This window comes from Streptomyces sp. WAC03905, from assembly GCF_057371075.1.
In genome coordinates, this window is the sequence record NZ_JBXYDZ010000004.1 from 42,326 (window position 1) to 68,688 (window position 26,363).

Genomic DNA, 26,363 nt, shown 5'->3' on the forward strand with positions numbered 1-26,363 from the left:
CGGCACCGTGCTCTACGACAACGAGCTCGCCGACGGTGCGTGGCGTCGCCGGCCCGCCGCCGACAAGGCTGTCGCCCGCGGGCGCTCGCGCGCGTGGACGGCCAGGGAGACGGCAGCCTTCCACCAGGAGCTCGCGCGCGCCGAGGTGCGCGTGCACCGCGATGTTCCGGGTGAGGACGAGCGTCTGGCCGTCGTGCGGGACGCGCGGCGGGCCGCGGCGCTGGCCGAGCCGGTCCGCCGCATCGCCCAGCCGCGGCGGCGCGCGCCGGGCGTCGACTACCACCGGCTCTCGGCCGGCGAGCACCAGTGGATTTTCGACGAGCTGATCGTTCGTCCTACCTGGGCGGCATCGTCACCCGGGACGACCCGCGTGCCGTCTACGTCCTGGGGCAGCCCGGGGCGGGCAAGCTGCTGGCCGCCCGGATGGTACGCCGTGCCATGCGGCCCGGCACGACCCGGCTGGTCGGCGACGACCTCAAAGCCCAGCACCCCGACTACTTCCAGCTGCTGCGCGACGACCCCCGCGGCGCGGGCGCGGCGATCCGCGCCGACTACCGGGCCTGGTTCACCTGGGCCGAGCAGTACGTCCGCGACCGGCGCGGCGATGTACTGATCGAGGCCGCGCCCGGCAGCGTGGAGGAGTTTCTCGCCAGCGCGCTGCCGTTCGCGGCCGGCGGCTACCCGGTCGAGCTGGTCGTCCTGGCCGTACGGGAGGCCGACAGCCGGCTCGCGACCGCGCTGCGCTACGCCCGAGCCCTGCAGCTCGGCATCAACGGGCGCTTCACCTCCCGCGCCGGGCACGACCAGTGTTTCCACGCACTCACCGACATCGCCGACCTCACTGCCCGGCATCCGGCGATCACGGCCGTGACCCTGGTCCGCCGTGACGGCCAGGCCCTGCTGCGCTCCGAGCGCGGCAGCACCCAGCTGGCCCAAGCGCTCGCCGCGGAGCGCGCCCGCCCCTACACCGAGGCAGAGGCGGCCGCGTTCCTGGCCCTGCACCGGGCTCTGCGCCAGGCACTGCCGCGGCACCGGCGGGAGCTGGACGAGATCGCGGGGCTGGCACGGCCGTTGATGCCGGCCCAGATGCAGCCGCCGCGGCTCGGTCGCCCCCGGCCGGAGGCACGGCCACTGGCCCTGCCCGCGAGCCGCTACGACTGGTCGGTGAGCCCCTGGAGGCGGGCCGCGTAGTCGGCCGCGATACGGGCGGCATCACCGGGGCCCGCGGTGTCCAGGCGTGTCTGGTCCTCGATCGCGGCCTGCCGTGCGGCCTTCAGTTGCTCGATGCGCTCGTCGTCGGGGACAGGCGCCCGGCGCTCGGCGGCGATGCGGGCGTTGTAGAAGGCGATGACCTCGCGCACGGCGTCACGCGCGAGCTGGTCCTCGTCGCCGTCCAGGGGCTCAAAGGAGGTGGTGTTCGGGTCCGGCATGGGACCACCCTTTCCAAAAATGATCTTGGCGGGAAAGGGATCATTCTCCTCCACTTCACCCCCGTGCCGTGCTCAGCCGCCGGCTGCTGGAGCCCCCTTGCGGTAGCCGGCAGGAAGCCGCATGGCCTGCAGATCCAGCCCCTGGGCCCGCAGGTGCATGCCGAAGTCGTCGCTGAGCACCCGGGTGCCCGCCTCCGGCTTGAGCTGGTTCAGGTCCGCGGCACACAGCAGGATCTCCATGTCCGGGTCACCGCGCCGGTGGCCCAGGGCGTCCAGTCTGACCTCCAGGGTGACGCCCTCTCGAACCGTCACCGGCTGGCCAGGACCATCGACCAGCGTCTTCTCCAGATACCTGATGGCTTTCGCCGCCCGGTCTCCCAGCTGTCCGGCACCGTACTTGTGCCGGTCCAGCTCATCAATGACCACCAGCGGCACGACCAGACGGACCTCTTGGGTGCGCACCCCCTCATCGCGCAGCACCTCGGTCCACTTCACCTCGTCCGGCGGCCGCCAGTGCACCAGCATGTTCGTGTCGTAGACGATCGGAGTACCTGGCCGCTCAGCGTAGGAACGAAGCCGGCCCAGCTCCTCCTCAGCGTTTTCCAGCGCCGCGATCTGCTGCTGGAGCTCGCGAACGAGCGTGCCATAGAAGACCGGCGACGACTTGGCACTCGTGGCCAGCTGCCAGTAGTGCCCCTGATACAGACCGGCTCCGAGATCCGGCTCGGCAAAGCACTGGGACAGCTGTCCCTGAGTGCCGGACACAGCACGGTTGTACCGGTCCCAGGTCTGGTTGCTGTACGCGTTCTGCCACTCCAGCAACACCTGGGTGAGGACGTTCTGGGCCACCTGTATGGACACGCCCGGCTTCAGTCTCATCCCCGAATCCTCCCAGCGCTGGGCCTTCTTCGGCGAGAGGTTTCGGGCGGCCTGCCAGCGCTCTGTGGCCTGGCCGGATTCCAGGCGCGCTTCCCCCACGGCCCAAAGCGACGGCGTAACTTGGGCGCGGTTGATCAATGACTTCGGGGGTTGACGTGGCAGGCAGGGATCTCAGGGCACTGTTCGGCACGAATGACCGCACAGTGGCTGCGGCGGAGGCGTTCACGAACCGTCAGACGCAGTGGAACCTGGTCGCGGCCGCGCTGGCCGACCACCTGCGGCATGTCGCAGACCCTGCCTTCGACGTCGAGGACCTGGAGCGGCCCCGGAACAACGTCATCGTGTTCCACGGTGTCGGCGGCATCGGCAAGACGACCTTGTCGAGGAAGCTCGAGGCCGCGCTCGCCGGCGCCGACCAGCGCCCGACGCAGTGGGGAGAGCCGGCCTGGTCCGGGGAACGCATCCTGCCCGTCCGCATCGACCTCTCCCGCTCCGCCGGCACCACCTTCGAGGACCTGGTCCTCACCCTCCGCGCCGCGCTCACCGAACTGGGCCAGCCGCTGCCCGCCTTCGACATCGCACTGCGCCGCTACTGGGAGCAGCAGCACCCCGGCGAGAACCTGGAGGAATATCTGAGCCGCAGGGGCCTGGCGGCGCGGTTCGGCAAGGCGATGCCGCAGCAGATGCAGTCGGCGCTCTCCGACGTCGCCCAGGCGCTGCTCCTGCCCGGCACCGTCGGTACCGCCGTCGGCGCCCTCACCGGCTCCCTGGTCAGGGCGCTGCGCGAACGCCGCCAGACCGTCCGGGCGCTGGCCGGCTGTGCCCGACTGGAGGCCCTGCTGGAGGCCGAGCCGGACCTGGACGCCCTGTCCTTCTACCCCCATCTGCTGGCCTGGGAGCTCGCCCAGCTGCCCGCGAACAAGAAGACGGTGCCCGTCGTCCTCCTCGACACCTTCGAGGACGTCGGGGACCGGACACACCGGGACCTGGAACGCCTGATCCAGCGCACGGTGTGGCTCATGCCGAACGTGTTCTTCGTCGTCACCGGCCGCTCACGCCTGCAGTGGGCCGACCCGGGTCTCCAGGGGCAGCTCGACTACACCGGCCCGACAGCATGGCCGTCTCTTGCCTCCCCCGCCGGCGGCGTTCCCGCCGCCCGATCCGTCCGGCCGCCTGCAGGAAGCGGACGGCAGGTTCTCGTCGGCGACTTCTCCCCCGAGGACTGCGACGACCACCTCGCCCGCCGCCTCACCCGCGATGGGCAGCCGCTCATCAGCGCAGACATCCGCCAGATCATCACCGACCGCTCCCACGGCCTGCCCCTGTACCTGGACCTGTCGGTCATGCGGTTCCTGGAGATCCGACGTGGCGGCCGCACCCCGCAGCCGGCCGACTTCGACCACGACTTCCCCGCCCTGATCGCCCGCACCCTCTCCGACCTCACCCCGGACGAACGCCACGTCCTGCGCTCCGTGTCCCTGCTGGACTCCTTCGACCTACCCCTGGCCGCCGCGGCCGCCGGACTGCGCCACGAAGCGCCGGCCCTGCGGCTCATCGAGCGGCCCTTCGTCCGCGAGAACGTCTTCGGACTGTGGCCCTACCACCTGCACGGCCTCATCCGCTCCACCGTCCGCAGCGCCGACGACCCAAGCGACGACCGATGGTCCGCCCGCGACTGGGAGCAGGCAGCCCGGCGGGCGCTGGCCGCCCTCGGAGAGCAGTTCAGCGCCCGCACCGGCCGGGACCGGATGCTGCTGGTCGGCAGCCTGCGCCAGGGCCTAGGGCCTGTTGCGAAAGTGGATCTTGTTCGTTGATGATCACCTGTCGTGGGACGTGGAGATCTGACGAACGGCCAGTGGGCCCGGCTTGAGCCGTTGCTGCCGACGGGCATCAAGCCGGGCCGTCCGCAGGTATGGACACGGCGGCAGCTGATAGACGGCATACGGTGGCGGACCCGAACCGGCGCTCCCTGGCGGGACGTGCCCGAACGCTATGGGCCGTGGGACCGGGTCTATGACCTGTTCCGGCGCTGGCAGCGGGACGGCACGTGGGCCCGGATCCTCACGCGGCTCCAGGCCGAGGCTGATGCGAAGGGCCTGATCACCTGGGACGTGAATGTCGACTCCACCGTCTGCCGGGCCCATCAGCACGCCGCCGGGGCGGCAGAAAGGGGGACCTCCAGAAGGAGCCGCCCGGCGGAGTGTTCGTCGAGCCGGCCGACCACGGTCTCGGACGCTCCCGTGGCGGACTGACCAGCAAGATCCACCTCGCGGTCGAGCAGGGGCAGAAGCCTCTGTCGGTGGTGATCACGGCTGGGCAGCGGGGTGATTCCCCGCAGTTCGAGCCGGTCCTGGAGGCGATCCGGGTGCCCCGGCTCGGGCTCGGCAGGCCGCGCAAGCGGCCAGACCGGGTCCGGGCAGACAAGGCCTACGACTCCCGCAGCAACCGCTCCTACCTGCGCAGACGCGGAATCAAAGCCACCATCCCGGTTCCGGCGGACCGGGTCCGCAATCGCCTCAAGCGCGGATCGCGCGGCGGGCGCCCGCCAAAGTTCGACAAGGACGACTACAAGCAGCGGCACGCGGTCGAGTGCGGGATCAACCGGCTCAAGCGCCACCGGGCCGTCGCCACCCGGTACGACAAACTCGCCGTCCGTTACGAAGCGACAGTGCTGATCGCAGCCATCAACGAATGGCTGTGACCAGCACTTTCACAACAGGCCCTAACGGGTCAAGGTGTCCGTCAGAGACACCGGCCTACGGGCGCCGGACGCTTCATGATCAGGTTGAGGTGTCATGCATGAAGGCGTACGTCCTGAGCGGGTCGAGGTGCAGCTCGTGCGGGCCCATACAGTCCGCAGTAAGGGTGGCCACGCGTGCCCCGCACCTACACGCCATGTTGCGGCCTCCGGTTCCAAGCGGCCCGCAGCATCCGCGGTGCACGCCCAGCCGGCTGGTCAGCTGCAGACTCGGCACGTCTTGTGGATGCACAATCACGGAGTTTCTGGGGCCGGCAGACACCATGCCGGTCATGTCAGGTGGCATGAGAAGCGCTCGGCTTCTCTGCACGTCCGTGATCTGGGCATCCGGGATTTCGAAAGGGGCGCCCCAGGGTTCGGGATCGATGGCATAGCTGCCTCGGGGGACTGTCGATGGCGCGAGCCGTGTCGTGCGGTGGCGGTCCGTGTCGTGCATGGAGACGTCCGGGATGCCCGGAAGCTTTCGCAGGTCCGGGGTGAGTTCGGCGCCGCACTTCGCGCAGTAGAAGACCGTCATACTAACCGTTGTATCCCACCGACAGCGTCGGTTACGACTGCGTTTTTCCTGGTCCCACCGCCTGTATGGCGCAGGCGGTGGGAGAGGCGATGGATTCGTCGAAGGCGAACCGGTTCTGGAGACAGTGGTGGAGCTGGCCGAGCATGCGGTTGAACAGGTGTGGTAGGGCTTGGGCGTGCCAGTCTCCTGCTTAGCGTCGGCGCATGTAGTCGAGGAAGTCCCGGAAGTCCACTGCCCGGTGCTGCGCGGACAGTTTCGTGATCACTTTGCCCGTCGCGGTGTTCAGGGCGGCGAACAGGTCGACGGCGCCGTGCCGGACGTAGTCGAAACTGCGCCGCTCGGGCACCCCCGGGATCATGGGCAGCACCGGCGCGGTCCGCTGAAGGGCCTGGATCTGCGGTTTCTCGTCCACCGCGAAGACCACCGCGTTCGCCGGCGGAGCGAGATACAGGCCGACGACGTCGCGGATCTTCTCGATCAGGAACGGGTCCGGGGAGATCTTGAAGGTCTCGGTCCGCCACGGCTGGAGGCCGAAGGCATGCCAGATCCGCAGCACACTGGCTGGCGAGATGCCCACGGCCTTGGCCAGTTCCCGCTTGGACCAGTGCGTCCCGCCAGGAGAGGTTTCCTCCAGGGTGCGGACCACCACCTCTTCCACCTGGGCGTCGGTGATGGTCCGCGGGACCCCGGGCCGCGGTTCGTCCGCGAGTCCATCGAGCCGGTCTCGCAGGAACCGGGCCCGCCACTTCGCGACGGTGCCCCGGTCCACTCCCAGCCGGGCGGCCACCGCCAGGTTCGGCCCACCCACCGCGCACGCCAGCACGATCCTCGCCCGCAGAGCCAGACCCTGCGCGGTCGCCCGACGCCTGACCCAGTTGCTCAACACCTGCCACCCGGCCCCACTGAGGACCAGCGCCTCCAGCCTGCTGCCACCCACAACCCACAGCACACCGAAGCCAGCCAGCGCCCGTCAGCCAAACCCGCGAATTGGTACGCAAAGCAACTCACGTGCTGCCGAATCAACTCACAACCAAATCACTAAACCCTTAAGACGGGCGATCTGGCGGTGCTCAGTCCTTACCGGCGTGATAGCTGCCGAGCGACTACCGGTCGGAGGGGGAAGTGCGCTTCTCCGGAACCTTGGCCTCGGCGAGCTGTTTGACGGTCTACCAGGTCATGGCGAGCTGCCGCTGGACCGCGCGACGGCTGTGCCCGGCTTCCAGCAGTGAGCGTTTTCAGCGCTGCCGCTCCAGGGTGAGGATGTCGGCTGCGATTGACGAGAGGCTGCTCGGGCTGCACCGGGCCCGGCGGAAGATCCGCCGGGATTTCAGTCGCGCGATGCTTTGGTCGACCGGTGCCCGTGCTGCCGACAGGCTCGGTTGATCGTCCGCTGGGTGGGGGTGAGCTCCGACTACTCGGCCAGGTACCGCCGGCACGGCGTGACCGTGCAGGCCGTGGCAGATCCAGCGGGCAAGCTGCTTTGGATCTCGCCCGCACTGCAGGATCTCAACGTGGTGTAGGCGTGGAACCAAGCGAACGCGCTGATCTACTACGGCACGAGCAGAGAGGTCTCCACTAACCAGCGTGAAGGGTCGAGATGGCCGCGCTCTGCCTGCGGATCGTCCAGGCATCCCTGGTCCACGTCAACACCCTCATGCCAGGCCGTCCGCGCCGAACCCGAGTGGTCCGGCCTGCTGGGCCCGGCCGACCGCCGTAGTCTCGCGCCGCTGTTCTGGGGCCACGTCCGCCCCTACGGCGAGGTGAGACTCAATCTCGGCTCCCGCCAGGACCTCAGCGGCACAGACTCCCCGATGGGCTGACGTCTCGCAAACGGGCCGCAGAGGAGATCCGAATAGGTCATCGCTGTACTGGCTTGGGGTGATGGATCGCGAGGTGGACAAACATAAGCGCGTCCCCGCCTTCTCGGCGTAGAAGCCGAGGAGTTCGCCCCAGCCGTGGCTGTAGCCGGCAGGCAGGCCTGGCCCTGCGGACGGGACGCGGTCCCAGCCGCCGTGCTCGACGGTCACCCGGGGGGCCCACGCGGTGTCCGGACTCTCCGACTAGCACCCGGCCGATCTCGAATCCCTCGCCGCTGTCCGGATCGTGGACCTCGATGAGGCGGCCGCCGGCCTTCGGTTCGAACCTCAGCTCATAGCCGCGTTCGGCATCGTTCCAGTAGGGGGTGCCGCGCTTCCACCAGGCACCGATGTCGGCGGTGAAGACGGTGAAGGCAGTGTCAGGGTCCACGGCCACCTCGATGGAGGGGGTGGCGGTTACGGTGGTGCTCACTCAAGTCTTTCTTTGCTCAGGCGCTCGGCGTGCTCCTTGAAGGCGCCGAGCTGGTCGTTCCAGAACGCCTGGACCTGGTCCAACCAGGCCTGCAGGGCGAGGAAGCGCTCGTGCCGGAGTTGGTGGACGCGGATGCGGGCATCCTCGTCCACGCCGTGTTCCTGCACGAGCCCGTTGCAGCGGAGGATCCGCAGGTGTCGGCTAACGGCGGGTGCGGGTCATATCGAAGGAGTCGACGATTTCGCCGACCCGGCGTGGCCGTTCCTGCAGCAGCTCGACGATGCTGCGCCTGGTGGGGTCGGCCAGAGCCGTCAGCGTCGCATCGATATCGGGTGCCCCCCAAGCAGGCCAAACTCGCCCAACGGCCTGCTCTTCGCGCACTGGTGGAGGCCAAGCTGGCTCTGTGCTGGTCACCCGAAGAGATCGCTGGGTGGCTACGACGGCAGTCAGTACCTGCCCAAGCGTGCGGATCTCGGCACGTTCAGCCAGGACGACCTGGACGCTAACGCCCACGAGCTCAACCACCGGCCTTGCAAGACCCACGGGTACCGGACGCCAGCAGAGGTCTACGCTGACCTTCTGAACAGCAGTGATGCGCTGACCGCTTGAGTTCGCCATCGTTTTTCGACACTGACTACCTGGCCAGCACTTGATCGGGTCAGCGGTCCAGCGTCCCGAAACCCCTCCTTGGGCCCACCAGGGCAAGATCATCTCCATCTGGGGTTGATAACACGATCGTTAACGGCACCCCGTCTTCGGCAGCGACTGAGAGAGGTTCGTCGTCATGCTTTCATCACTTGGAAGAAGCTGCAGCTCAGAGCCTTGTTGGATAACACTCAGCGACCGAAGCGACCGAACTGCAGACATTGGTCCCGGATTCGCAGGGGTCAGATATCGGCTCCCTGTATGGGGCGTTCCGACCGTTCTGTCTTCCTGCCTTTGCTCCCGGCTGTCAGCGTGGTGGGATCCACAGCCTCTGCCGGAGCTCCAGAGGCGTAGAGACCGTCCGGGACTGTGTCGCGGTCGTGGGGCAGGAGCCAGAAGACACGGCGGCGGAAGGTTCCGCTGGAGCGGGAAGGCTTCGCCTGTGGTCCCAATTGTGCGTAGCCCACCAGGCGTCCGTCGCGGTGGTAGGCCGGTTTGCCCCGGCGAGTAGGGAGCCGGTCGAGGGACTGGCGTACGTAGTCGAGTCCTGAGACGTCTTCGAGCCAGATGAGGTCGACTTCGTGGTGGATCTCGTCGTCGGAGATGAGCGAGCTCATGCGTTCTCCTCCTCTGCGAGCAGCCCGATGCCGGGGTAGTACTTTTTGGAGTTGGACAAAATCATTTCTTTGGGCGAGGCGAGGCCTACAAGCTCGCGTGCCCGGGCCGCGAAGGCTCGGGAGGAGATGGTGGGCGCTCCTTCATTCTGGCACCAGGTGCGGTAGACGTTGTAGAGGCGGGCTTGCTCGGCACGGTGGTCGGTATGAAAGGTGCAGCATTCCTCGAAGAAGCGGCCTGTGTGGTCTTCAGTCTCCGCGTAGGCGGTGGTGGCGATGCGGACGGGAGCTGGTCCGGTGAGGTCCTTCTCACCGGCCAGGTAGCGGCGTGCGCCATCGATGAGCCAGGCAAGGATGCCGGGACCTTCTTCGGTGACGAGGATGTCAGCGAGATTGTCGATCTTTCGATCGTCGGAGACGGTCTTCTCGAAGGGAACGAGCCGCATTCGGCGCCAGAAGGCGAAGCCGCCGGTTCCGACCTCTGGGCGGTGGTTGCCGATAAGCCAGAGCTTGTGGGTGGGTGCGAAGGAGAAGAAGTCCTGGCGCATCCGGCGGGCCTTGATCCGGTCGCCGCCGGTAAGGAGCTTGACGCGGGCTTCGTCAAATTTGTCGCCCGGTTTGACTTCCGAGCAGACGATAACCCGTCGACCGTGCAGTTCTGCGAGTTCGGTGGGGTGGCCGTCGAATGTGCGGGCCATCAGAAATCCTGGCGGAGCAGCGTCGGCGTAGTCGCCAAGGAGCTTCATGAGGACGTCGAGGAGGACGGACTTACCGTTCTTGCCTAGGCCGAACAGGAAAGGCATGACTTGGGCACCGACATCTCCGGTGATGGAGTAGCCGAGAAGGAGATGGAGGAAGTCGATCATCTCTCGGCCTTCGGCGTCAGCTCCGAAAGTGTCGGTGAGGAAGCGTTCCCAGCGGGGGGTGGGTTGCTGCTTGGGTCCGGTGGACGTGGAGCGGGAGTGGAAGTCCTTGTCGGGTTCGGGCGACCTGATGAGTCCGGTGTGAAGGTCGACGATGCCGGCGGGTGTGGACAGGGCGTAGGGGTCGGCATCGAGGAGTTCGGCACGCAGCACCATGCCCGGGGCTGATTTGGCCTGCGACAGCATTGCGCTCATGCCTGAGGTGCTCAGTGCCCTACGGCGGTGTTTCTGCAGTGCTTGGTTGCTGTGGATACCTCGGGGGTCGGTTGTGGCGAGAGCTTCTGCAAGGTCACCGGCAGCCCAGATGACGGTGTCATCCTCGTCAGCCTGCCATCGGGTGGTGTCCCACCTGTACCAACCCAGTCCGGGGACGTGCCGGTAGTCACCCGCGTAAAGGCGCACGAATAACTTGGCGTTACCACGGTCGCTGAGGGTGTCAGGGAGAAGCCCGGCGGGAGTCGCATGGTCCAGGTGCGCCTGCTCGCCGGCCTGGCTGGGGAGCGGCGGCGGCGCTTGAGCGAGGATCTGCGCAGCAACCGCTTCAGGGTCGAAGTCGAAAAGGAAACCGTCGGTTCCGGGGGCGGGGCTCACCGGCGGCCTCCAAGATGCAGGGGGCGCTGTGCGCCGGCGGCCATGCCGCTACGGATGATCTGAGCCGAGCGGTACTCCTGACCGGGGCGGGCTGCCGCGGCGGCCTCCTGGAGAGCCTCGAGAACTTCTGAGTCCGTGAGGTGACCAGCGGTAACGAGCCCTCCCAGCGTGTAGGCAGCTTTGTTGAGCTTTTCTGTGAAACCGGCGCCTTCGGCGAGCTGAGCGCAGGCTGCAACGTCGGTAAGGAGAGCGGTCAGAAGTTGGGCAGCCTTGTCCCGGCCGCCGCCGGCTGCGAGGACTGCCTGGCGCGCACGTGGTGGCACGGGTCGTGGGGCGGGAATGTGTGGGGCTGGCAGATGACCGGTCCGCTGCAGTTCTTGAGCAAGCCATGCGGGCAGCGGCGCGGGCTGGCGTGTCTTGCCCAGAGGTTTGTAGGTGCCTGCAGGAGTCGTGATTCCAGGGGCGACGATATACCCGCCGTGCGCACGGACGTCAACCTGCCAGGCCAACGCCCTGTTCCTTCCAGTTCCCACAGAGCACTGCCACTGTCGTCCGTCGGTCGCCCGGTACCAGACGTGCAGGCCTCCCGAGGGGGTACGCACACGAAGTGTCGTGTCATCGTCGGCCGGGGACGTCTCACCGCGGAGAGCGGCCAGTACAGCAAGTGAGTGGAAGCCGGTACGGAGACCTCTTAGGTCGACGGTTTCCCCGACGTCGATCCCTGGAAGCAAACGGCCTCTTGCGGGGAGTTCGTGTTCATGTGCGTCAATATCGATGACAACCAAGTCTGCGGGACCGCAGGCCACCCCCACACCGAGGTGGGGGGTGTGGGTCCACCACTGATCGATGCGCGCGTAGTCCAGAGTGGCGGCATGGAAGCTGTGACACCAGCGGCTAGCGGCAAGGCACGGGCAGTTGGTGTGGGTGTGGCCGGGGCGGGTGCAGTCCTGGCAGTTGGCGGCGGGGGTCTTCCTGCCAGGCGCGAGCGGGTGAACGGGCCAGCCATTGCTCGCACACCATCGCGCGATCCGCAGACCAGCGGCTAAGCGGTCAGGGGCGGACTGCCCTGAGTCGCTGCGAGAAAACCGCAGCTCAGAAGGCATGTACTTCCCCTTACAGCGACCGAAGCGACTCAACAACGAACACAGCCTAGCGAAGTCGACCGGGAACCGTGCGCAGTGTATCGGGGCAGTTTGCCCTGCGTGTCGGCTTGGCATATGAGGAACGGCCATCAGCGACCAGAGCAGAGGGAGCAGGGACCAAAGCGCTTCAGCCGCTGTTGAGTCGCTGCTACAAAACCGCAGCTCACAGCCCTAAAGAAACACAATCAGCGACTGAAGCGACTGAAGCGTCCTATATATGACGCAGACGCGCACATGCGGGATGTCCTCATATATAGAAAGTTCAGTCGCTTCAGTCGCTCCCTAAGGGCCTGACACGCCATTTGACCTGCATGTTTCCCAAGCGACTCAAGCCAGCGACTCAAACTCTACTCGGTCGCTCCGCTCCGAAGGGCGGATGGACCTGCGGCAGGCCAGCACCCGAGAACCGCTATGCGGCCGAGCCCCGCCGGAGGCCCGACCAGAAACCCAGCTGGTACACGTCGTAAAGGTCCTTACAAACGTGAATCGCTAGAGTCACTGTCCCCAAGGCTGACCTGCGCCTCTTCGCGAGCGACCGAAGCGAAACGCGGGACGACTGTTTAGACAGAGTGAGGCGATGATTGAAGCGTTCGCGTCCGTATGCTGCCGTGACCGGCGTCGGGTCCTGCTGCCCCCGGCCATTGCTTGGCTCATGTCGAACCTGATGACCTGGATTATCGCCAAGGCGTCCGTCGCTGCTGATGGCTCCAGGGTGGACTACTGGTCCACGGCCGGGCGCCGGCGCTGGGACTCCGAGCACTATCTGTCGATCGCCAGAACTGGCTACGAGATGTTCTGGTGCCGGGAGCGTTACACGGACTTCCCCAACGTAATGTGCGGGAACGTCGCCTGGTTCCCCGGCTACCCGATGATCGTCCGCACTGCCTCCACAACCGGACTGTTGTACGAGACGGCCGCCGTCGTCGTCACCGAGGTGGCCCTGTTCAGCATGTTTGCCGCGCTGTGGTGGCTGCTCGGCGGCAGGCTCACCTGGGCCACCGGCCTCACACTCGCCATTGGGATTGTTTTCCCCGGCGGGATCTACTTCCACGCCATCTTCCCCATCGCCACCGGCACCCTGGCCCTGCTTGTCTGCGTGGTCGGCGTCAGACGCGGGTCCTGGTCCGTCGCCTCTGCCAGCGGGTTCGTGGCCACCGCCTGCCATCTCGTCGGCGCGGTCACCGTCGGCATGCTGCTAGCCAGCGTGCTCTTCGCCTGGCGGAAAGACCCCTGGCCGGTACGATGCGCCAAAGGTGTGGGAGCCGCGGTCATCGCCAGCTGCGGCGCGTTGTGGGCCAAATGGCTGATGTGGCAGGCCACCGGCAGGTGGGACGCGTACGAGATCATCCAAGAGTCCAGCTACAAGCAGGGCGGCCTGCACGAGCCCTTCTCCGCGATCGCCAAGGCCTACGACGTCCCGTTCAGCGCGTGGTACCGGCCCAAGGGTGTCCTGCCCTGGCTGGTGGAGCAGGCCCAGGCCGCGCACCATACCCAGCTCTGGCTGAACATTCTCTACGTCCTGCTCGTCGTGGCAGCGGCTGTCGCCCAGCTCGTCCAGAACCGCCGTCTGGAGGCCGAGCAATGGGCCGCTCTGGTCCTGCCGGTCGGCGTCTTCCTCATCCCGTTCGTCGCCGGCGCGCAGATGTCCTGGTATCGCAACCACGCCCAAATGTTCGTCGGGCTTGTCCTGATCGCGCGCACGCCCCGCTGGGTCCAGGCGGTGCTGTTGGCCCTGTGCGTCGCCCAGTACGCCCTGCTGGGGGCGATGTTCTTCTCCGGCATGCTGGTCTGAACTCGCACGACCTGCCTACAACGTGCCGCGGTCCGGTGGCTCCCGCATGCTGGCTGCTGTGCACGACTACCCACACCGCGAACCGCTCACGTTGTCGATCATCGTCCCTATGTTCAATGAGGAGGAGGCCCTGCCCGCGTTGACCGCGCGGCTCCGGAGGACCCTGGACGGGTGTGGTGAACCGTACGAGGTCGTGGCCGTCGACGACGGCTCGACCGACGCGACCGCCCGAATGCTGGTGGACCTGCGGGCCCGCTGGCCCCAGCTGCGCGTCGTGACCCTGAGGCGCAACAGCGGCCACCAGGCGGCGCTCACCGCCGGGCTGCACCGGGCTTGCGGCGGCTATGTGGTCAGCATAGACGCCGACCTCCAGGACCCGCCGGAGGTCATCCCCAAGATGCTGGCCCTCGCCCGGTCGGACGCCCTGGACATCGTCTATGGAGTCCGGGTCGACCGCTCCACTGACAGCGTGTTCAAGCGCCGGACCGCCGCCGCATACTACTGGCTCGTACGCCACCTGGTCGGGGCCCACGTCCCCGCCCAGGCCGGCGACTTCCGTCTGCTGACCCGGCCGGTCGTCGAAAGCCTCAAGGCCCTGCCCAACCAGCGGCAGGTCTACCGGTTGCTCATCCCCTGGTTGGGCTTTCCAAGTGGACAGGTCAGCTACCGGCGCGAGGAACGAGTCGCCGGCACCACCAAGTACCCCGTACGCAGGATGGTCTTGCTAGCTCTGGACGGCATCACCAGCTTCTCCGCCGCCCCGCTGCGCCTGGCCACCGCCGTCGGCGCCATCAGCCTCGCCGCCTGCTTCGCGTTCCTCGTGTGGACCATCACCGTCTACGCCCTGGGCCGGACCCTGCCCGGCTGGACTTCCCTGATCATCGCGGTGCTGTTCTTCGGCGCCGTACAGCTCTTTTGCCTGGGTCTGCTCGGCGAGTACATTGCCCGTATCTACACGGCCGTCCAGGACCGGCCCACCTACGCCGTCGCCCGCGACACAGATGAGGAACCGCGCCCATAAGGGTTTTGGGCTATGGAGGACATCGGGGCGGCAGATCGCTCACCCCTGGTCCGGGTCTGATCCGATTAGCCGTAGCCGTCGGTGGTGTGCGCACGATGCGCACAACCGATATTGGGTGGTGCGCGCTACACGATGGTTAAGCACACCGGGTGCGCACCGGCCGGCGCCGGGGTGGGCTTCCATCGCCTGGCCCGAGGGCGACGGCATTGAGTTGGCTCAGGATGTCGGCCACGCCCTCGGTGGCTCTCGGTGAGGACTTGCATGGCGAAACGGCTGGCGAGCGATGCCCGCGGCCTCGTCGGTGCCGGCCTGCTCGTACCGGGACCGCAGGGTGGCCAGAAAGCAGAGCCCCGGCTTGAAGAGCGTGAACGAGTCATCGCACGGCACGTCCTCCCGTTCGTGGTTCGCCAGGGTTGTGACCGGAATGACGATGCGTTCCGCGACCTGCATGAGCTCTGCGGCTCGGCATCGGCGAACTCCCCGGCGGCCTGAGTGCCGTCGGCTTCGATCGCCCGGAGGTAGTTGAAGGCGCTCACCACCGCGTGCGGGGTCATCGGAGCGAGCGCAGTGGTGTCGGTGTTCTCAGGCATGACAGCTCCTCCACAACAACGGGCCGCCCCGCTGATCGCGACGGCCTCAAGAGGAGCCTTCAATAGGGGACCTGTGGACAGAGTCCAGCCGCTGAGGGGGAAAACTCCTGCGGTTGATCACGATGCGGTCACAGCGGAGAAGTTCTTGAAGACCGTCGTCACATCTGTAGAAGGTGAATGGCGGGATAGGCCCGCCCCACCCCTTCAAAAGCGCCCTGTGGCGAGCACCGCAGACGAGCCCGCGCAGCCCTTGACCAGGCCATAAAGGCCCCCTCCGTGGACCGCTCCATCACCCCCTCCGCGCCCCGACGCCAAGATCCGGGCTTTTCCACAGGTCAGATCCCACGCAAGGGGGTCGTCGCAGGTCTGACAACCCTCTTGCACAACGGAGTCCTGAGCACCGGAGGACTTCGACTGGGCCTCGACGCCGGGAACTGCTGCAAGCGCTGGCGCTGGGCATCTCCAGAGAGCTACGCCCGATCAGCTGTGGAAGCTGACCCGCCCCGGCAACCGGTACGACAAGCTCGTACGGGACAACCTGCTGGATTTGGAGGACCACCAGCTGGTGAGGATCGAAACGGTCCGGGGCGACCAGCGGTAGGTGTGGGTGTAGACCAAGCGAGGCCACGGCGAGGCGAAGCAGCTGCTGGAGCCGAAGGGCATACGGGTCTCGTCACTGCGCGAGAAGAAGTACGACCCAGTCACCGGGAAGCTCCTCGGTGCCAGCTACGACGACCACGCCGCGGCAGTCACCTCGACGGCCGCCGAACTCTACCAGGCCGGGATCGGCCGCCAGCTCGGCTTCCAGACTAGGATCGGCCATCACCTCGGCGACGGTTACGTGCAGCAGGCTGGCCTGGTGGTGCGGGCGCCGGTGGCCGGGGTGCGTGCCGGTGATGCTCCTGGAGATCGACCGCCGAAGCAAGGACGCCCACGACCTGGTCGAGAAGCTGCGCCGGTACTGGGAGTGGGGGTCGGCTGACAGCGAAGGACGCGGAAAAGCACACTGTGGACCTGGTCCGCTCCCGCCCGGACGCGATCGAGACGGTCCACCATGAGAGGCGGCTGTGGCGTCGGGTCTATCCGCCGACGGCCGGGAGGGCCTGGTTCCGGTGGCGTTCGGGTTCGCGGACACCACCGAGGCGAAGGTCGACAACACGGTCGCCCTGCGCAAGGAGGCCGGCCGCCGCTGGCGACGGCTGGGGCGCAAGGACGAGCAGACAGCGGCCCGATGTGCATGCGGTGTAGAGGGAAGTTTACCGACGAACGCTGGGAGGAGTGCACCGGGACCGCCGTGCGGGCCCGGGGACAAGTCCGAGTGCGGCACCTGCCACGCCGGTGACGTCGCCCGCACGGAGGCCGCCGCCGAAGCCTCCCCTCTCCATGCCGCCGCACTGCCGGACCCGGAGGACGACCCCGAGCCAGACCGGGGCCATAGCTGGTTCCGCCGCCGGACCTGAACTTGGGCAAGCCGCCTCCGCCGGGGCCGGGGCATGACCGCCCCGCCCCGGCGGGACAGGCCGTGAAGTCATGGCGCTGCCGTACGGGAAGACGCAGCCGACCCCGGCTGTTCGCCGGTGTCCTGGCCTAGACAAAGACCATGAGATGCAGCAGCGAAGAGACCCCGCCCCAGAATCTGCCGGGCGGCCTGTGGCACGCACTGGCCCCAGCCCCAGCACACTCACCCCGAACTGGTGGCCGGCTATGGGAGCCGTTCGTTGGGCAAGCCTGAGCGGCTGAGCAAGCCCAAGGGGAGGGGAGCCTGGGCAAGCTGTCCCGAACGGCGGCTTGCCCAGGTCCCGAGGGGCTTGCCCAGCACCCGGTGTCGCGGTCTGCGGCGGTCAGGGGCCATACCCGTTCTGGTGCCGGGCGGGTCCCGCGCGGGTGGGCGTCGCGCTGGCTGGGCGCATGACCGCCAAGCTGATCGTCTACCCGCCGGACGCGCAGGGGTGGCGTCGGGTGCGCTACGACGGTGTCGCCATCGGGGTCGGGCATCGCCCGGCTGACATTCGGGCCTTCCTCGCCAAACAAGCCTGAGTCTCATCGTCGGTCGCACGCCGGGTTCAACGCCTCCCCGACCGCAGTTACCCGTGGTGGCTGACGTCGCGCAGGGCGGCGCGTGCTTGGTCTGCGTCGAGGAGCAGGGCGAACTCCTCGAACGCGACCGTCATCACTTCGTCGGGGGTGGCCTGCCGGCTTTCGGGTACGCGGCGGGCGGCGAGCTGGGCGGCGCCGCGCGCGACAATCTGCTCACGTGTGGCGTCATCGAGGGCAGGGTCGTTGAGCGCGGTCAGGACCTGCCGCCACAGCGTCACCGCTCGCTCCCGTCTCTGGGGGCGGGCACCGCGGCGAGGGGCTCCTCGGTGTCCGCGTCGGTGTCGTCGTCCTCGCCGGGTGCAGGCCGACGTCCGAAGTGGCCGTCCTGCCCGGGGAGGGCGCCCAGGACGGGGGTGCCCTTGGTTTGATGAAAGGTGTAGATCATGCGCTTATTTTCCCCACAGCCTGCCCGGGGATGCACCCGCCGCACCGCAACTCTGCCAGCTCGGCGCGTTCGTCACGCTCGAGGGTCTTGTGCTGATGGCTTTCGTCGGCCTGGGCAAGCCACAACCGCACGGCGGTCTCGGTCAGGTCGAAGTCCTTGACCACCTCGGGCACCAACCGGTCACCCCGCAGACACAACTCCACGATCTCGGCCTTGAAATCGGCCGTGAACTGCCGCCTGGGCCGCGGCTCCTTCTTCGGCATGTTCTCCATCATGGACACCCCTCCCCGGGCGCGAGCCCAGATCTCGGATGTCCGTCAAACCGAACCAACCCCAATCCGGTACTTCTGCCGGGCCGAGGGCGGTGTCAGCGGTGTCATAGGTCCGGCAGGACAGCGACGGGCCGGCGCTGACGGACGTGGCGAACCAGTCGTAGCCATCGATCCGAATCATCGGAGATCCGGTGAACCCGATGTCCTCGGCCTGCGCTTCGTCGACGATCACGCGGGGGATGACGCCGGTGGAATCGAGCCCGGCCTCCTCCAGCACCCGACACAACCGTGTCTCGGCCAGCTGTCGGTGCGGGCAACCGGAAATGACCAGGATTTTAACCTTCGTGCCATCGCTCGCCAGGGGGCTTCGCGTCTCGCGGCTGCCTACAGCGGGGGCAGGCGGGCGGCGCGGTCCAGGACTCCCCAGGCTCCATCCGGCGCGCGGGGTGGCGTAACCCATGCCTTTCAACCAGGTCAGCAACCTCTTCCTGTAGGGACCGTCGGCGTTGTGCATGTTGGCGCGTAGATGAACTCCGTTCCCTGCGGATACGCATGTGCATCGGTGCAGCAGCGCGGGGCAGGGCCTCACGGCGTTCCGACCGCCGCCTCTGCTCTTGATCGGCAACAGGAGGGTGCGGGGTGTGCGTCAGGTGCGAAACGGCCGGACGCCGCCCGGACGCCGGGGCCGGCGCGCGGTCAGCCTGTGGGGATCGACAAGTTGATCGAGTTGGCCAGCACGCTCGTCTCGGGGGCCTTCATCGCCGTCCGCGCGGCGTGGCTGACCAATCGCTCCCGCAAGAGCCAGGATCAGCAGGCTGAGATTGGCGCCCTGGGGGTGCAGGCGGATGCGACTACGGTGGCGGTGATGGAACTACAGAGCGCGGCGACCACCGATCGGCTGCTGGGGGAGGGGTCGGCCGAGCGCGGCCGGTCGTTCCTGCTGGCCATGCTCGCCTTCGCTGGTGGTGTCGCCCGCGCCCGGGTCGCCGGGGCATCGACCTCTTGAGCGGGCTTGTGGGCTTTGGGCGCGCGGCCGACTGCTGCTCTTCACCCCGTCTCACTTTTGCGCATCAAGCGGCCGCCATTCGAAGCCATCCCTTGAAAGCTTTTTTCGCCTGAGGTCGAAATAATAAACCTCCCCCGCCCCGATCGCAGTAAGGACATCCCCTTCAGAGTCGAGAGTGACATCAACCCAATCCCCAGGGCACTCAAAGGAGAATTCCAATCCCCAGTCGCTATCGTTTTGCGGGTTCGGCCATATCCACTTATCCTTGGGGCGGGGCCCGGCTAGCACCTGCACCCGCAGCAAATCCTCCACCACCCATGCCGTGACCCCTCGCTCATGCCAGGCCACTGACATGGGGATAAATTCTTCTTTATGCTCTCGATATTCACACTCGAGAGATACTAGTTCCCAAGTGCGCGGCTCTTCTGTTGAAAGCTGCAGAACTTGAATTCCTCCGAGCCGGCTCCCGTAGGATCCGTACTCGCCCCAGGGCTGACCTGTCTCGAACCCGAGAGCTATGACGCCATCACTCAAGAATCTCGCAAACGTCCACCGCTCAAAGAAATCAAGATCGACAGGCCAGTCCAATTCAGTTCGCGATCGCATAACCCCTTCCTCGAATTTCCACTCACCATTTGGCGACGTGGCGACGCCGCAAGTATATGTCATGTATGGATCACCGCGCACAAATCAAAAACTGCTCCGAAAACCAACTCCTGGCAGAGCCGGTGTGGACCTGTCGTTTACCCGATCCGTATCTCAAGTTACCAAACCCGCCTTCGGAAACGACCTCTGAGATGGTGTTTAGCTCACTATCGCAGCTTTTTGTGCTGATATGAGCTTGTGGGCGGTTGGGGCTGCCGGGGTTGGTGTGATTCCTGATGCGGGAGTGGCTGTCAGGCGGGCGTCTTGGTCTGCCTGCTCCTGTTTCATCCCAAGGCGCCGGGCTTTGCGCCCTGTGCTTCGGGCGCCGGCCCGAGCGGCGGGGGCCGGCTGGGTAGCTCGGAATCATGCCTGAACGCCGCCGATACCCGAGCGATCTGTCCGATGCCCGATGGGAGCCGGTCGAGCCGGTGCTCACCGCCTGGCGGTCCGAGCGCCGCGGCGGGGGCCTGGACATCGGCCGGCCACCGGACCACGACCTGCGGAGCCTGCTGGACGCGGGCCTTTAGTGACCCGGACCGGCATCCCATGGCGCTACCTGCCCCACGACCACTAGAACACCGTCTACGCCTACTTCGCCCGCCGGCAGGAAGAAGGCGTCTTCGACCAGCTCAACAGCCTCCTGCGACGTCAAGTCCGCAGGCAGGAAAAGGCTGGGAGGAAAACCGACCGCCTGCGTCATCGACTCCCAGAGCATCAAGACGTCCACCAAACGTCCCCGCCTGCGAGCAAGGCATCGATGGAGGGAAGAAGATCGTGGGCCGCAAACGGAGCATCGTCACCGAGGCCGTCGGCCTCCTCCTCGGAGTCCTGGTGACCGCCGCGAGCGTGCAGGGCTCGATCGCCGGCCAGACCCTCATCGAACGAGTCGCCGCCGAGCATCCCACCGTCCGCAAGACCTGGGTCGACGGCGGCTACCGCCAACACCTCGTCGACCACGCCGCAACCCTCGGAATCGACATGCGCATCGTTCGCCGTGACCCCGCCACCAGGGGATTTTCAGTCCTCCCACGACGCTGGACCGTCGAGAGAACACCCGGCTGGCTCATGAACCACCGACGCCTCGCCCGCGACTACGAAGCCCACTCACACCGCTCCGAAGCCATGATCAACCTCGCAATGATCAACCTCGTGACCCGCAGACTCACCGCCGAATCCACCCAGACCTGGCGCGGCCCATGAACCACAATCAACCCAGCAATCCGGGATCAAACAACAGGATGAAACGCCCTCTAACGGCTGTGCCTCCGACTCCTGCCCCAGATGTAGAGCATCCCGTTTCGCTGAACTGCCAGCGTGCGCGGCGCACCCCGCCTGCGCTCGCAGCCCGACATATGCCCACCCCGTAAACCCGGTGCCCGATTTCTTCGCCTTTGGGTATTGCTTACTCGGGGTTTTTGTGCTGCAGAGGCGTGTGATGGAAACAGCAGACGAGGACGCAAGGCTCCCGGCCCCACCCCACTGGATAGGCAGTGATCCTGATGACGACCACCACCATCTCCTCCACTAACCCGCAGACCCTGCCGCGGGCCGCCGAGACGGGTGAGTATGTTTTCGGCCTGCCGCTCGAGCACAGCCCGCTGGCCCCGGCCACCGCCCGCCACGCCGCCCAGCCCGTGCTGGAATCCTGGGGATTGGACGAGGAGCAGGTCTACGACGCGCTGCTGATCATCTCCGAACTGGTCACCAACGCAATCGTCTACGCCCTGCCCCCCGTCATCCTCCAGCTGCACGCCGCCGCGGACGAGTTCATGCAGGTGCGGGTGCACGTCAGTGACGGCGGCCCCCAGCCCGCCACCGCCGCGGTCGGCTGGCCCGCCAAGCGTCCCGAGGGCGAGCACGGACGGGGCGGGAACATCATCACTACTCTCGCCGACCAAGTCGGCACCGGCTGCGACGCCGATGGCCTCATCGACTACTGGGCCACCCTCGACGCCGCATAACACCCACCACCTGCCACCCTGGACACATCCGATCACCTCGCGGTCCAGATGTAAATGGCCGCGAGGGTGACGGCTGCTTCATATGACTCGGCGGTTTTGATGCCCCTATGGATGTCAAGCCGCTAGGTGTCGGCGTACACGTGAACGTGCCCAGTCACGTACGGATGAACGTGCCCACTTGCTGACGTACCGAGGGTTGATCGTGGGCAGTCTGCTGCCGGCCTGTGAAGGGTGGCGGAGGGCGGCTGACCGTGGTCTTGGACCCGCAACGATGGGTGGAGCTTCGACGCTTCCGCGGGCTGTTCGAGTCCGGGGCGATGAGCCTGTCGGAGATCGCGAAGGAGACCGGACTCAACCGCCGCACGGTCCGCAAGTACCTGTCCTCCCAAGGCCCGGTTGCCCCGCCTCGTCGGGCTGCGCCCGGACATGGCCGTCGACGGAAGGTGGACGAGGTCGCGCCCCTGATCGACGCGATGCTGCGGTCCGAGATTCTGATCAAAGGTGCCGTGGTTCACGAGCGGCTGGTCGCCGAGTACGGCTTCACCGGCACCTACCAGCGGGTCAAGCTCTACATGCAGGAGGCCCGGCCGCGGATCGCAGAGGAACTGGGCATCAGCCCGGGCGAGCTGGCCCGCCTGCACCGCAGGTTCGAGGTCGTGCCTGGAGCGCAGGCCCAAGTCGACTGGGGCGACGAAGGGCAGATCCTCGCCCACGTCGGGATCCCGAAGGTCTACTCGTTCCACATGACCTTGTCCTACTCGCGAGATCCGTTCTGCTGCTTCACCACCAGCCAAGACCTGGCCACCTTCTTCGACTACCACCGACAAGCGTTCGCCCACTTCGGCGGGGTGCCGATGTCGATCGTCTACGACCGCACCAAGACCGTCGTCCGACGCCACGTCGCACCAGGTGAGGCCGTTCCCCTGCACCCGGAAGCGGTCGGGTTCGCCGGGCACTACGACTTCGACATCGACGTGCTGGCCGCCTACCGCCCCACCGGGAAAGGCCGCGTCGAGCGGCAGGTCCTGATCGTCCGCGACCACGTGCTGGCCGGACGGTCCTTCTCTTCCATCGAGGAGCTGGACTCCGCCTTCAACGCCTGGGTGCCGTTGCGTCGGGCGAAGTCCCACGGCACCCACGGCGAAGTCATCGGGCACCGCGCGATCCGCGACCACATGGGCCTCAGGCCCCCTGCCGGCGACACCCTACGTGGTCACCCAGAGACACCTTCGCTACGTCGGCAAGGACTGCCTGGTCGCCTTCGACGCGAACCTCTACTCGGTGCCGGCCCGCAAGGTCCGCCCGCGTCAGCTGGTGGAAGTCAGGGCAACAAAGTCCCAGATCACTCTGCATTCCACCGTTCCCGACGCCAACGGCGAGACGCTGCTGGCCATTCACCGCAGGGCTGTCGGCCGCGGAGCCTGCGTCGTCGACGAGAAGCACTGGGACGGTCTTCCCGACGGCCGGAATCGGCGGACCACTACTGGTGAAGTTCCTCCGCGGCCCCGTCATCAGGACGCACTCGGCGCGGAGACGGCCGGCTCGCTGATGGCTCTCCTGAACCGGGCCGCGGCGGTCCGCGTCGAGGTCGGCCGCAGACCTCTGTCGGTCTATGACGAACTGACCGGGACCCGTCCCTTCACCACCCACCCCAAGCCGGAGGAGCCCAGTTGAGCGAGCTGGTCAGCACCCGAATCCGCACCACGGCCGCCAAGCTCGGCCTGCCCCACCTGGCCGAGAGCCTGAACCAGTACGCCGGCCGGGCGGACGAGGCCAAGATGGGCTACCTCGACTTCCTCGACCTGGTCCTGGCCGAGGAACTCGCCATTCGTGACGACCGGCGCTTCCGCCAGGGCCTGCGGTTGTCCAAGCTGCCGCACCACAAAACGCTCGACGAGTACGAGCCCGAGCTCGATCCCCGCAAGATCAAGGACCTGGCGACCCTCGCCTTCGTCGAGGCCAAGGGCAACGCGGCCCTGCTGGGACCGCCCGGGGTGGGCAAGACACACATCGCGGTCGCTCTCTCGGTCGCCGCCTGCCGGGCCGGGTTCTCCGTCTACTTCACGACCCTCGACGACATGGTCCGCCAGCTCAAGGTCGCAGAGGCCGCCGGACGCCTCAACAGCAAGCTCCGCACCTACCTCCGTCCAGGCGTCCTGGTCGTCGATGAAGTGGGCTACCAGCCGCTGGAACGGGCTGAGGCGAACCTGGTGTTCCAGGTGATCTCCAAGCGCTACGAAAAGGGCTCGATCATCCTGACCTCGAACAAGAGCTTCAGCGAATGGGGGGGTGTTCGGTGATGAAGTCCTCGCCACCGCCATCCTCGACCGGCTCCTGCACCACTGCGACGTCGTGTCTATCAACGGTCCGAGCTACCGGCTGAAGAACCGGCTCGCTGCCATCGAACGTGACACCAACGTCGCTTGATCAATTGCCCAGCCCGGGCGCTCAGGCCGCTGCCCACGGCTCAGCACGCCAGCCCGGCAGTTCCTTGTGCAGCCATTCCTCGACGGTCCGCCGCCAAGGGTCGGTGGGGTCACTGCCGACGACATCGGCCCAGGTGTCTTCAGCGATGTCCGGATCGACGACGAGGCTGTCGAGGTAGGTGTCGAAGTCGTGAGCGACTTTGGTGAAGACCCCCTTCGACAGGTATCCCGGGTGAGGGATGCCATGAACGAAGGCATGGAGCTGGTCATGCGTCGCCGGGTTCAGGTCCAGGAACAGGGTGTCGCTCCCGCCGTTGCGGGCGATCGGAAGAAGGCCGGACAGTGGGAACTCATGGGCGAGCCACCCCTCACGGCTGCGGCGGTACTCGCCCAGAAGGGTGCCCCAGCCGTATTCGCCAGCGTCGTCACGGCCGAGCTGATAGAGGTCGTCGAAACTCTGGAACGGCTCCGGGGCACAAGCCGGCAATCGGACCGAGTACGTGAGGCTCTCCCCGCCCGCCGCCTCCAGGAACGAGCGATAGGAAAGCGGCAGTGGCAGCCCGATCTCCCGTTCGAGACATTCCACTTCACCGACCTCGAACGGCCTGAACGGCCCCACGACCAGGCGGCCTCGATACCAGCGCGACAACTCCTCAGACACGGCCAGATTCTCGCACTCCGTGGCATCCCGACATCCTCCAGGCCCCCGCGTTGCCGAACGTCGAGCTGAGCACGTTCATCCGTACCTGCCTGAGCACTCCGACGAGTACGCGGACAGCTCTGGAGAAGGCCGCCCTCGAGGCGGAGGCGGCCCGGCAAAAAAAGGGGCGACACGGCGGAACAAGACGGACACGGCAACGCCGGGGATCCCGGCCGGGCCGAGCGACGGCGCGTCCGGCGACGGCGCAAGCTCCGTCTGAAAGCAGCTCTGCTCGGGCGATCGCGAGGCGGGCAGACCAGCAAAATCCACCTGGCTGCCGACCGCCGCTGCCGGCCTCTGGCCCTGACCTGACCGCGGGGCAGGCCGCGGACAGCCCCCAGTTCATCCCCGTGCTCAAGAAGGTGCGGGTCCGCGGGCCCGCCGGACGTCCGCGCACCCGGCCCGGCGCGGTCGCCGGGGACAAGGCCTACTCGTCCCGCGACAACCGCTCCTACCTGCGCAAACGCGGGATCAAGGCAGTCATCCCGGAGAAGAAGGACCAGGCCGCCAACCGGAAGAACAAAGGCCGCAGGGGCGGCCGGCCAGTCACCCACGACACCGACCTCTACAAGGAACGCAACACCGTCGAGCGCCTGATCAACAAGCTGAAGGCCTGGCGAGGCATCGCCACACGCTACGACAAGAACCCCGCCAGCTACCTCGCAGGCCTCCGCCTCCGTGCCGCCATGATCTGGATCAAAGACCTCACCCGGACCGACCTTTGATCACGACCCAATACGCGCCCTAGGGCCTGTTGCGAAAGTGGATCTTGTTCGTTGATGATCACCTGTCGTGGGACGTGGAGATCTGACGAACGGCCAGTGGGCCCGGCTTGAGCCGTTGCTGCCGACGGGCATCAAGCCGGGCCGTCCGCAGGTATGGACACGGCGGCAGCTGATAGACGGCATACGGTGGCGGACCCGAACCGGCGCTCCCTGGCGGGACGTGCCCGAACGCTATGGGCCGTGGGACCGGGTCTATGACCTGTTCCGGCGCTGGCAGCGGGACGGCACGTGGGCCCGGATCCTCACGCGGCTCCAGGCCGAGGCTGATGCGAAGGGCCTGATCACCTGGGACGTGAATGTCGACTCCACCGTCTGCCGGGCCCATCAGCACGCCGCCGGGGCGGCAAAAAGGGGGACCTCCAGAAGGAGCCGCCCGGCGGAGTGTTCGTCGAGCCGGCCGACCACGGTCTCGGACGCTCCCGTGGCGGACTGACCAGCAAGATCCACCTCGCGGTCGAGCAGGGGCAGAAGCCTCTGTCGGTGGTGATCACGGCTGGGCAGCGGGGTGATTCCCCGCAGTTCGAGCCGGTCCTGGAGGCGATCCGGGTGCCCCGGCTCGGGCTCGGCAGGCCGCGCAAGCGGCCAGACCGGGTCCGGGCAGACAAGGCCTACGACTCCCGCAGCAACCGCTCCTACCTGCGCAGACGCGGAATCAAAGCCACCATCCCGGTTCCGGCGGACCGGGTCCGCAATCGCCTCAAGCGCGGATCGCGCGGCGGGCGCCCGCCAAAGTTCGACAAGGACGACTACAAGCAGCGGCACGCGGTCGAGTGCGGGATCAACCGGCTCAAGCGCCACCGGGCCGTCGCCACCCGGTACGACAAACTCGCCGTCCGTTACGAAGCGACAGTGCTGATCGCAGCCATCAACGAATGGCTGTGACCAGCACTTTCAC

At 67.0% G+C, this 26,363-nt stretch carries 28 protein-coding genes and 8 pseudogenes; 19 read left to right on the forward strand and 17 right to left on the reverse strand.

Going from position 1 to position 26,363, the window contains the following annotated elements:
* Nucleotides 1–306 precede the first annotated feature (306 nt).
* Entirely contained in the window at nucleotides 307–1,191 is an 885-nt protein-coding gene (locus AC2RP6_RS37325) for a zeta toxin family protein (protein ID WP_486450628.1), read from the forward strand.
* On the opposite strand, the gene AC2RP6_RS37330 is transcribed toward AC2RP6_RS37325, so the two are convergent.
* Together AC2RP6_RS37330 and AC2RP6_RS37335 are read right to left on the reverse strand one after the other, a co-directional pair.
* Nucleotides 1,152–1,430, reverse strand: a complete 279-nt coding sequence (locus AC2RP6_RS37330; protein ID WP_486450629.1) for a hypothetical protein — start codon at nucleotides 1,428–1,430, stop codon at nucleotides 1,152–1,154. The genes AC2RP6_RS37325 and AC2RP6_RS37330 overlap by 40 nt on opposite strands.
* A 72-nt stretch (nucleotides 1,431–1,502) precedes the next feature.
* Nucleotides 1,503–2,408: a PIN domain-containing protein gene (locus AC2RP6_RS37335; protein WP_486450630.1), complete on the reverse strand. Its 906-nt coding sequence runs from the start codon at nucleotides 2,406–2,408 to the stop codon at nucleotides 1,503–1,505.
* 38 nt (nucleotides 2,409–2,446) lie between these two features.
* Here AC2RP6_RS37335 and AC2RP6_RS37340 point away from each other — a divergent pair, with 38 nt between their 5' ends.
* On the forward strand, nucleotides 2,447–4,123 hold the full coding sequence (locus AC2RP6_RS37340; RefSeq protein ID WP_486450631.1) for a hypothetical protein: 1,677 nt from the start codon (nucleotides 2,447–2,449) through the stop codon (nucleotides 4,121–4,123).
* A 12-nt stretch (nucleotides 4,124–4,135) separates the two neighbouring features.
* Nucleotides 4,136–5,010, forward strand: a protein-coding gene (locus AC2RP6_RS37345) for an IS5 family transposase (protein WP_486444384.1) whose coding sequence is annotated in 2 segments (ribosomal slippage) — nucleotides 4,136–4,529 and nucleotides 4,529–5,010 — 876 coding nt in all. Because the reading frame shifts where the segments join, the coding sequence is not laid out codon by codon here.
* A gap of 79 nt (nucleotides 5,011–5,089) precedes the next feature.
* Here AC2RP6_RS37345 and AC2RP6_RS37350 read toward each other — a convergent pair.
* The 3 genes and pseudogenes from AC2RP6_RS37350 to AC2RP6_RS37360 all read right to left on the reverse strand — a co-directional run.
* On the reverse strand, nucleotides 5,090–5,584 hold the full coding sequence (locus AC2RP6_RS37350; RefSeq protein ID WP_486450632.1) for a hypothetical protein: 495 nt from the start codon (nucleotides 5,582–5,584) through the stop codon (nucleotides 5,090–5,092).
* Nucleotides 5,585–5,774: 190 nt separating this feature from the next.
* Nucleotides 5,775–6,521 carry an IS630 family transposase gene (locus AC2RP6_RS37355; protein WP_486450633.1) on the reverse strand — a complete coding sequence of 249 codons (747 nt, stop codon included), beginning with the start codon at nucleotides 6,519–6,521 and terminating at the stop codon, nucleotides 5,775–5,777.
* Nucleotides 6,522–6,819: 298 nt separating this feature from the next.
* A pseudogene (locus AC2RP6_RS37360) lies at nucleotides 6,820–6,992 on the reverse strand (IS5/IS1182 family transposase); the annotation flags it as partial.
* On the opposite strand from AC2RP6_RS37360, the pseudogene AC2RP6_RS37365 reads away from it, so the two are divergent.
* Nucleotides 6,991–7,083: pseudogene (locus tag AC2RP6_RS37365) on the forward strand (IS5/IS1182 family transposase); the annotation flags it as partial. The pseudogenes AC2RP6_RS37360 and AC2RP6_RS37365 overlap by 2 nt on opposite strands.
* 358 nt (nucleotides 7,084–7,441) lie before the next feature.
* On the opposite strand, the gene AC2RP6_RS37370 reads toward AC2RP6_RS37365, so the two are convergent.
* The 3 genes from AC2RP6_RS37370 to AC2RP6_RS37380 are packed head-to-tail and all read right to left on the reverse strand — an operon-like array spanning nucleotide 7,442 to nucleotide 8,254.
* Nucleotides 7,442–7,873 carry an SRPBCC family protein gene (locus AC2RP6_RS37370; RefSeq protein WP_486450634.1) on the reverse strand — a complete coding sequence of 144 codons (432 nt, stop codon included), beginning with the start codon at nucleotides 7,871–7,873 and terminating at the stop codon, nucleotides 7,442–7,444.
* Nucleotides 7,870–8,025 carry a hypothetical protein gene (locus AC2RP6_RS37375; RefSeq protein WP_486450635.1) on the reverse strand — a complete coding sequence of 52 codons (156 nt, stop codon included), beginning with the start codon at nucleotides 8,023–8,025 and terminating at the stop codon, nucleotides 7,870–7,872. The genes AC2RP6_RS37370 and AC2RP6_RS37375 overlap by 4 nt, the downstream gene beginning before the upstream one ends.
* A gap of 49 nt (nucleotides 8,026–8,074) precedes the next feature.
* Complete coding sequence (locus AC2RP6_RS37380; RefSeq protein WP_486450636.1) at nucleotides 8,075–8,254, reverse strand: ArsR family transcriptional regulator; 180 nt, start codon at nucleotides 8,252–8,254, stop codon at nucleotides 8,075–8,077.
* Between the two features lie 66 nt (nucleotides 8,255–8,320).
* Between AC2RP6_RS37380 and AC2RP6_RS37385 the strand changes: the two are divergent.
* Nucleotides 8,321–8,482 (forward strand): annotated as a pseudogene (locus AC2RP6_RS37385) (IS30 family transposase); the annotation flags it as partial.
* Nucleotides 8,483–8,760: 278 nt separating this feature from the next.
* Here AC2RP6_RS37385 and AC2RP6_RS37390 read toward each other — a convergent pair.
* From AC2RP6_RS37390 to AC2RP6_RS37400, 3 genes are read right to left on the reverse strand one after another with little or no spacing between them, the layout of a single operon-like run.
* Nucleotides 8,761–9,135, reverse strand: coding sequence for a DUF6009 family protein (locus AC2RP6_RS37390; protein WP_486450637.1), 375 nt, complete (start codon nucleotides 9,133–9,135; stop codon nucleotides 8,761–8,763).
* The gene (locus AC2RP6_RS37395; protein ID WP_486450638.1) at nucleotides 9,132–10,646 is read right to left on the reverse strand and encodes a DNA primase family protein; all 1,515 of its coding nucleotides are present in this window, start codon (nucleotides 10,644–10,646) and stop codon (nucleotides 9,132–9,134) included. The genes AC2RP6_RS37390 and AC2RP6_RS37395 overlap by 4 nt, the downstream gene beginning before the upstream one ends.
* Nucleotides 10,643–11,749: a bifunctional DNA primase/polymerase gene (locus AC2RP6_RS37400; RefSeq protein ID WP_486450639.1), complete on the reverse strand. Its 1,107-nt coding sequence runs from the start codon at nucleotides 11,747–11,749 to the stop codon at nucleotides 10,643–10,645. The genes AC2RP6_RS37395 and AC2RP6_RS37400 overlap by 4 nt, the downstream gene beginning before the upstream one ends.
* A gap of 616 nt (nucleotides 11,750–12,365) precedes the next feature.
* On the opposite strand from AC2RP6_RS37400, the gene AC2RP6_RS37405 reads away from it, so the two are divergent.
* The 3 genes from AC2RP6_RS37405 to AC2RP6_RS37415 all read left to right on the forward strand — a co-directional run bounded on the left by AC2RP6_RS37405 (nucleotide 12,366) and on the right by AC2RP6_RS37415 (nucleotide 15,093).
* Entirely contained in the window at nucleotides 12,366–13,580 is a 1,215-nt protein-coding gene (locus AC2RP6_RS37405) for a hypothetical protein (protein ID WP_486450640.1), read from the forward strand.
* A gap of 109 nt (nucleotides 13,581–13,689) precedes the next feature.
* The gene (locus AC2RP6_RS37410) at nucleotides 13,690–14,601 is read left to right on the forward strand and encodes a glycosyltransferase family 2 protein (protein ID WP_486450641.1); all 912 of its coding nucleotides are present in this window, start codon (nucleotides 13,690–13,692) and stop codon (nucleotides 14,599–14,601) included.
* 261 nt (nucleotides 14,602–14,862) lie between these two features.
* Nucleotides 14,863–15,093: a hypothetical protein gene (locus AC2RP6_RS37415; protein ID WP_486450642.1), complete on the forward strand. Its 231-nt coding sequence runs from the start codon at nucleotides 14,863–14,865 to the stop codon at nucleotides 15,091–15,093.
* Nucleotides 15,094–15,864: 771 nt separating this feature from the next.
* Here AC2RP6_RS37415 and AC2RP6_RS37420 read toward each other — a convergent pair.
* On the reverse strand, nucleotides 15,865–16,116 hold the full coding sequence (locus AC2RP6_RS37420; protein WP_486450643.1) for a hypothetical protein: 252 nt from the start codon (nucleotides 16,114–16,116) through the stop codon (nucleotides 15,865–15,867).
* Nucleotides 16,117–16,258: 142 nt separating this feature from the next.
* Here AC2RP6_RS37420 and AC2RP6_RS37425 point away from each other — a divergent pair, with 142 nt between their 5' ends.
* Nucleotides 16,259–16,651, forward strand: a complete 393-nt coding sequence (locus tag AC2RP6_RS37425) for a hypothetical protein (RefSeq protein ID WP_486450644.1) — start codon at nucleotides 16,259–16,261, stop codon at nucleotides 16,649–16,651.
* Between the two features lie 448 nt (nucleotides 16,652–17,099).
* A complete protein-coding gene (locus AC2RP6_RS37430; protein ID WP_486450645.1) occupies nucleotides 17,100–17,228 on the forward strand; it encodes a hypothetical protein in 129 nt (42 codons plus the stop codon).
* Between the two features lie 47 nt (nucleotides 17,229–17,275).
* On the opposite strand, the gene AC2RP6_RS37435 is transcribed toward AC2RP6_RS37430, so the two are convergent.
* The 3 genes from AC2RP6_RS37435 to AC2RP6_RS37445 are packed head-to-tail and all read right to left on the reverse strand — an operon-like array spanning nucleotide 17,276 to nucleotide 17,936.
* A complete protein-coding gene (locus AC2RP6_RS37435; RefSeq protein WP_486450646.1) occupies nucleotides 17,276–17,506 on the reverse strand; it encodes a hypothetical protein in 231 nt (76 codons plus the stop codon).
* Nucleotides 17,503–17,673, reverse strand: a complete 171-nt coding sequence (locus tag AC2RP6_RS37440; RefSeq protein ID WP_486450647.1) for a hypothetical protein — start codon at nucleotides 17,671–17,673, stop codon at nucleotides 17,503–17,505. The genes AC2RP6_RS37435 and AC2RP6_RS37440 overlap by 4 nt, the downstream gene beginning before the upstream one ends.
* Nucleotides 17,670–17,936 (reverse strand): transposase, encoded by a 267-nt coding sequence (locus AC2RP6_RS37445; protein WP_486450648.1) that lies wholly within the window; start codon nucleotides 17,934–17,936, stop codon nucleotides 17,670–17,672. Before AC2RP6_RS37445 ends, AC2RP6_RS37440 begins: the two co-directional genes overlap by 4 nt.
* 712 nt (nucleotides 17,937–18,648) lie before the next feature.
* On the opposite strand from AC2RP6_RS37445, the gene AC2RP6_RS37450 reads away from it, so the two are divergent.
* On the forward strand, nucleotides 18,649–18,951 hold the full coding sequence (locus tag AC2RP6_RS37450) for a hypothetical protein (protein ID WP_486450649.1): 303 nt from the start codon (nucleotides 18,649–18,651) through the stop codon (nucleotides 18,949–18,951).
* A gap of 51 nt (nucleotides 18,952–19,002) precedes the next feature.
* On the opposite strand, the gene AC2RP6_RS37455 is transcribed toward AC2RP6_RS37450, so the two are convergent.
* On the reverse strand, nucleotides 19,003–19,557 hold the full coding sequence (locus tag AC2RP6_RS37455; protein ID WP_486450650.1) for a hypothetical protein: 555 nt from the start codon (nucleotides 19,555–19,557) through the stop codon (nucleotides 19,003–19,005).
* Between the two features lie 404 nt (nucleotides 19,558–19,961).
* Between AC2RP6_RS37455 and AC2RP6_RS37460 the strand changes: the two are divergent.
* The 6 genes and pseudogenes from AC2RP6_RS37460 (at nucleotide 19,962) to istB (ending at nucleotide 23,984) form a co-directional block, all read left to right on the forward strand.
* Nucleotides 19,962–20,796 (forward strand): annotated as a pseudogene (locus tag AC2RP6_RS37460) (IS5 family transposase).
* Nucleotides 20,797–21,095: 299 nt separating this feature from the next.
* The gene (locus AC2RP6_RS37465; RefSeq protein WP_486450651.1) at nucleotides 21,096–21,557 is read left to right on the forward strand and encodes an ATP-binding protein; all 462 of its coding nucleotides are present in this window, start codon (nucleotides 21,096–21,098) and stop codon (nucleotides 21,555–21,557) included.
* Nucleotides 21,558–21,874: 317 nt separating this feature from the next.
* Nucleotides 21,875–22,687, forward strand: a pseudogene (gene istA / locus AC2RP6_RS37470) (IS21 family transposase); the annotation flags it as partial.
* Nucleotides 22,688–22,766: 79 nt separating this feature from the next.
* Nucleotides 22,767–22,931, forward strand: a pseudogene (locus AC2RP6_RS37475) (Mu transposase domain-containing protein); the annotation flags it as partial.
* A gap of 174 nt (nucleotides 22,932–23,105) precedes the next feature.
* Complete coding sequence (locus tag AC2RP6_RS37480; protein ID WP_486450712.1) at nucleotides 23,106–23,231, forward strand: hypothetical protein; 126 nt, start codon at nucleotides 23,106–23,108, stop codon at nucleotides 23,229–23,231.
* Nucleotides 23,228–23,984 (forward strand): annotated as a pseudogene (gene istB / locus AC2RP6_RS37485) (IS21-like element helper ATPase IstB). The gene AC2RP6_RS37480 and the pseudogene istB overlap by 4 nt, the downstream one beginning before the upstream one ends.
* A gap of 21 nt (nucleotides 23,985–24,005) precedes the next feature.
* On the opposite strand, the gene AC2RP6_RS37490 reads toward istB, so the two are convergent.
* Nucleotides 24,006–24,644 carry an SMI1/KNR4 family protein gene (locus AC2RP6_RS37490; RefSeq protein ID WP_486450652.1) on the reverse strand — a complete coding sequence of 213 codons (639 nt, stop codon included), beginning with the start codon at nucleotides 24,642–24,644 and terminating at the stop codon, nucleotides 24,006–24,008.
* A gap of 116 nt (nucleotides 24,645–24,760) precedes the next feature.
* On the opposite strand from AC2RP6_RS37490, the pseudogene AC2RP6_RS37495 reads away from it, so the two are divergent.
* Together AC2RP6_RS37495 and AC2RP6_RS37500 are read left to right on the forward strand one after the other, a co-directional pair.
* A pseudogene (locus AC2RP6_RS37495) lies at nucleotides 24,761–25,408 on the forward strand (IS5 family transposase); the annotation flags it as partial.
* Between the two features lie 67 nt (nucleotides 25,409–25,475).
* A protein-coding gene (locus AC2RP6_RS37500; protein ID WP_486444433.1) for an IS5 family transposase occupies nucleotides 25,476–26,350 on the forward strand; the annotation gives its coding sequence in 2 pieces (ribosomal slippage) (nucleotides 25,476–25,869 and nucleotides 25,869–26,350; 876 coding nt in all).
* Nucleotides 26,351–26,363 lie beyond the last annotated feature (13 nt).

Excerpts from the sequence above, each read along its gene's own strand:
- AC2RP6_RS37330 (WP_486450629.1), bottom strand. The coding sequence starts at position 1,430 with ATGCCGGACCCGAACACCACCTCCTTTGAGCCCCTGGACGGCGACGAG.
- AC2RP6_RS37340 (WP_486450631.1), top strand. The coding sequence starts at position 2,447 with ATGACTTCGGGGGTTGACGTGGCAGGCAGGGATCTCAGGGCACTGTTC.
- AC2RP6_RS37350 (WP_486450632.1), bottom strand. The coding sequence starts at position 5,584 with ATGACGGTCTTCTACTGCGCGAAGTGCGGCGCCGAACTCACCCCGGAC.
- AC2RP6_RS37390 (WP_486450637.1), bottom strand. The coding sequence starts at position 9,135 with ATGAGCTCGCTCATCTCCGACGACGAGATCCACCACGAAGTCGACCTC.
- AC2RP6_RS37400 (WP_486450639.1), bottom strand. The coding sequence starts at position 11,749 with ATGCCTTCTGAGCTGCGGTTTTCTCGCAGCGACTCAGGGCAGTCCGCC.
- AC2RP6_RS37405 (WP_486450640.1), top strand. The coding sequence starts at position 12,366 with ATGATTGAAGCGTTCGCGTCCGTATGCTGCCGTGACCGGCGTCGGGTC.
- AC2RP6_RS37410 (WP_486450641.1), top strand. The coding sequence starts at position 13,690 with ATGTTCAATGAGGAGGAGGCCCTGCCCGCGTTGACCGCGCGGCTCCGG.
- AC2RP6_RS37415 (WP_486450642.1), top strand. The coding sequence starts at position 14,863 with ATGGCGAAACGGCTGGCGAGCGATGCCCGCGGCCTCGTCGGTGCCGGC.
- AC2RP6_RS37430 (WP_486450645.1), top strand. The coding sequence starts at position 17,100 with ATGACCGCCAAGCTGATCGTCTACCCGCCGGACGCGCAGGGGTGGCGT.
- AC2RP6_RS37440 (WP_486450647.1), bottom strand. The coding sequence starts at position 17,673 with ATGATCTACACCTTTCATCAAACCAAGGGCACCCCCGTCCTGGGCGCC.
- AC2RP6_RS37445 (WP_486450648.1), bottom strand. The coding sequence starts at position 17,936 with ATGCCGAAGAAGGAGCCGCGGCCCAGGCGGCAGTTCACGGCCGATTTC.
- AC2RP6_RS37455 (WP_486450650.1), bottom strand. The coding sequence starts at position 19,557 with ATGCGATCGCGAACTGAATTGGACTGGCCTGTCGATCTTGATTTCTTT.
- AC2RP6_RS37465 (WP_486450651.1), top strand. The coding sequence starts at position 21,096 with ATGACGACCACCACCATCTCCTCCACTAACCCGCAGACCCTGCCGCGG.
- AC2RP6_RS37480 (WP_486450712.1), top strand. The coding sequence starts at position 23,106 with ATGGCTCTCCTGAACCGGGCCGCGGCGGTCCGCGTCGAGGTCGGCCGC.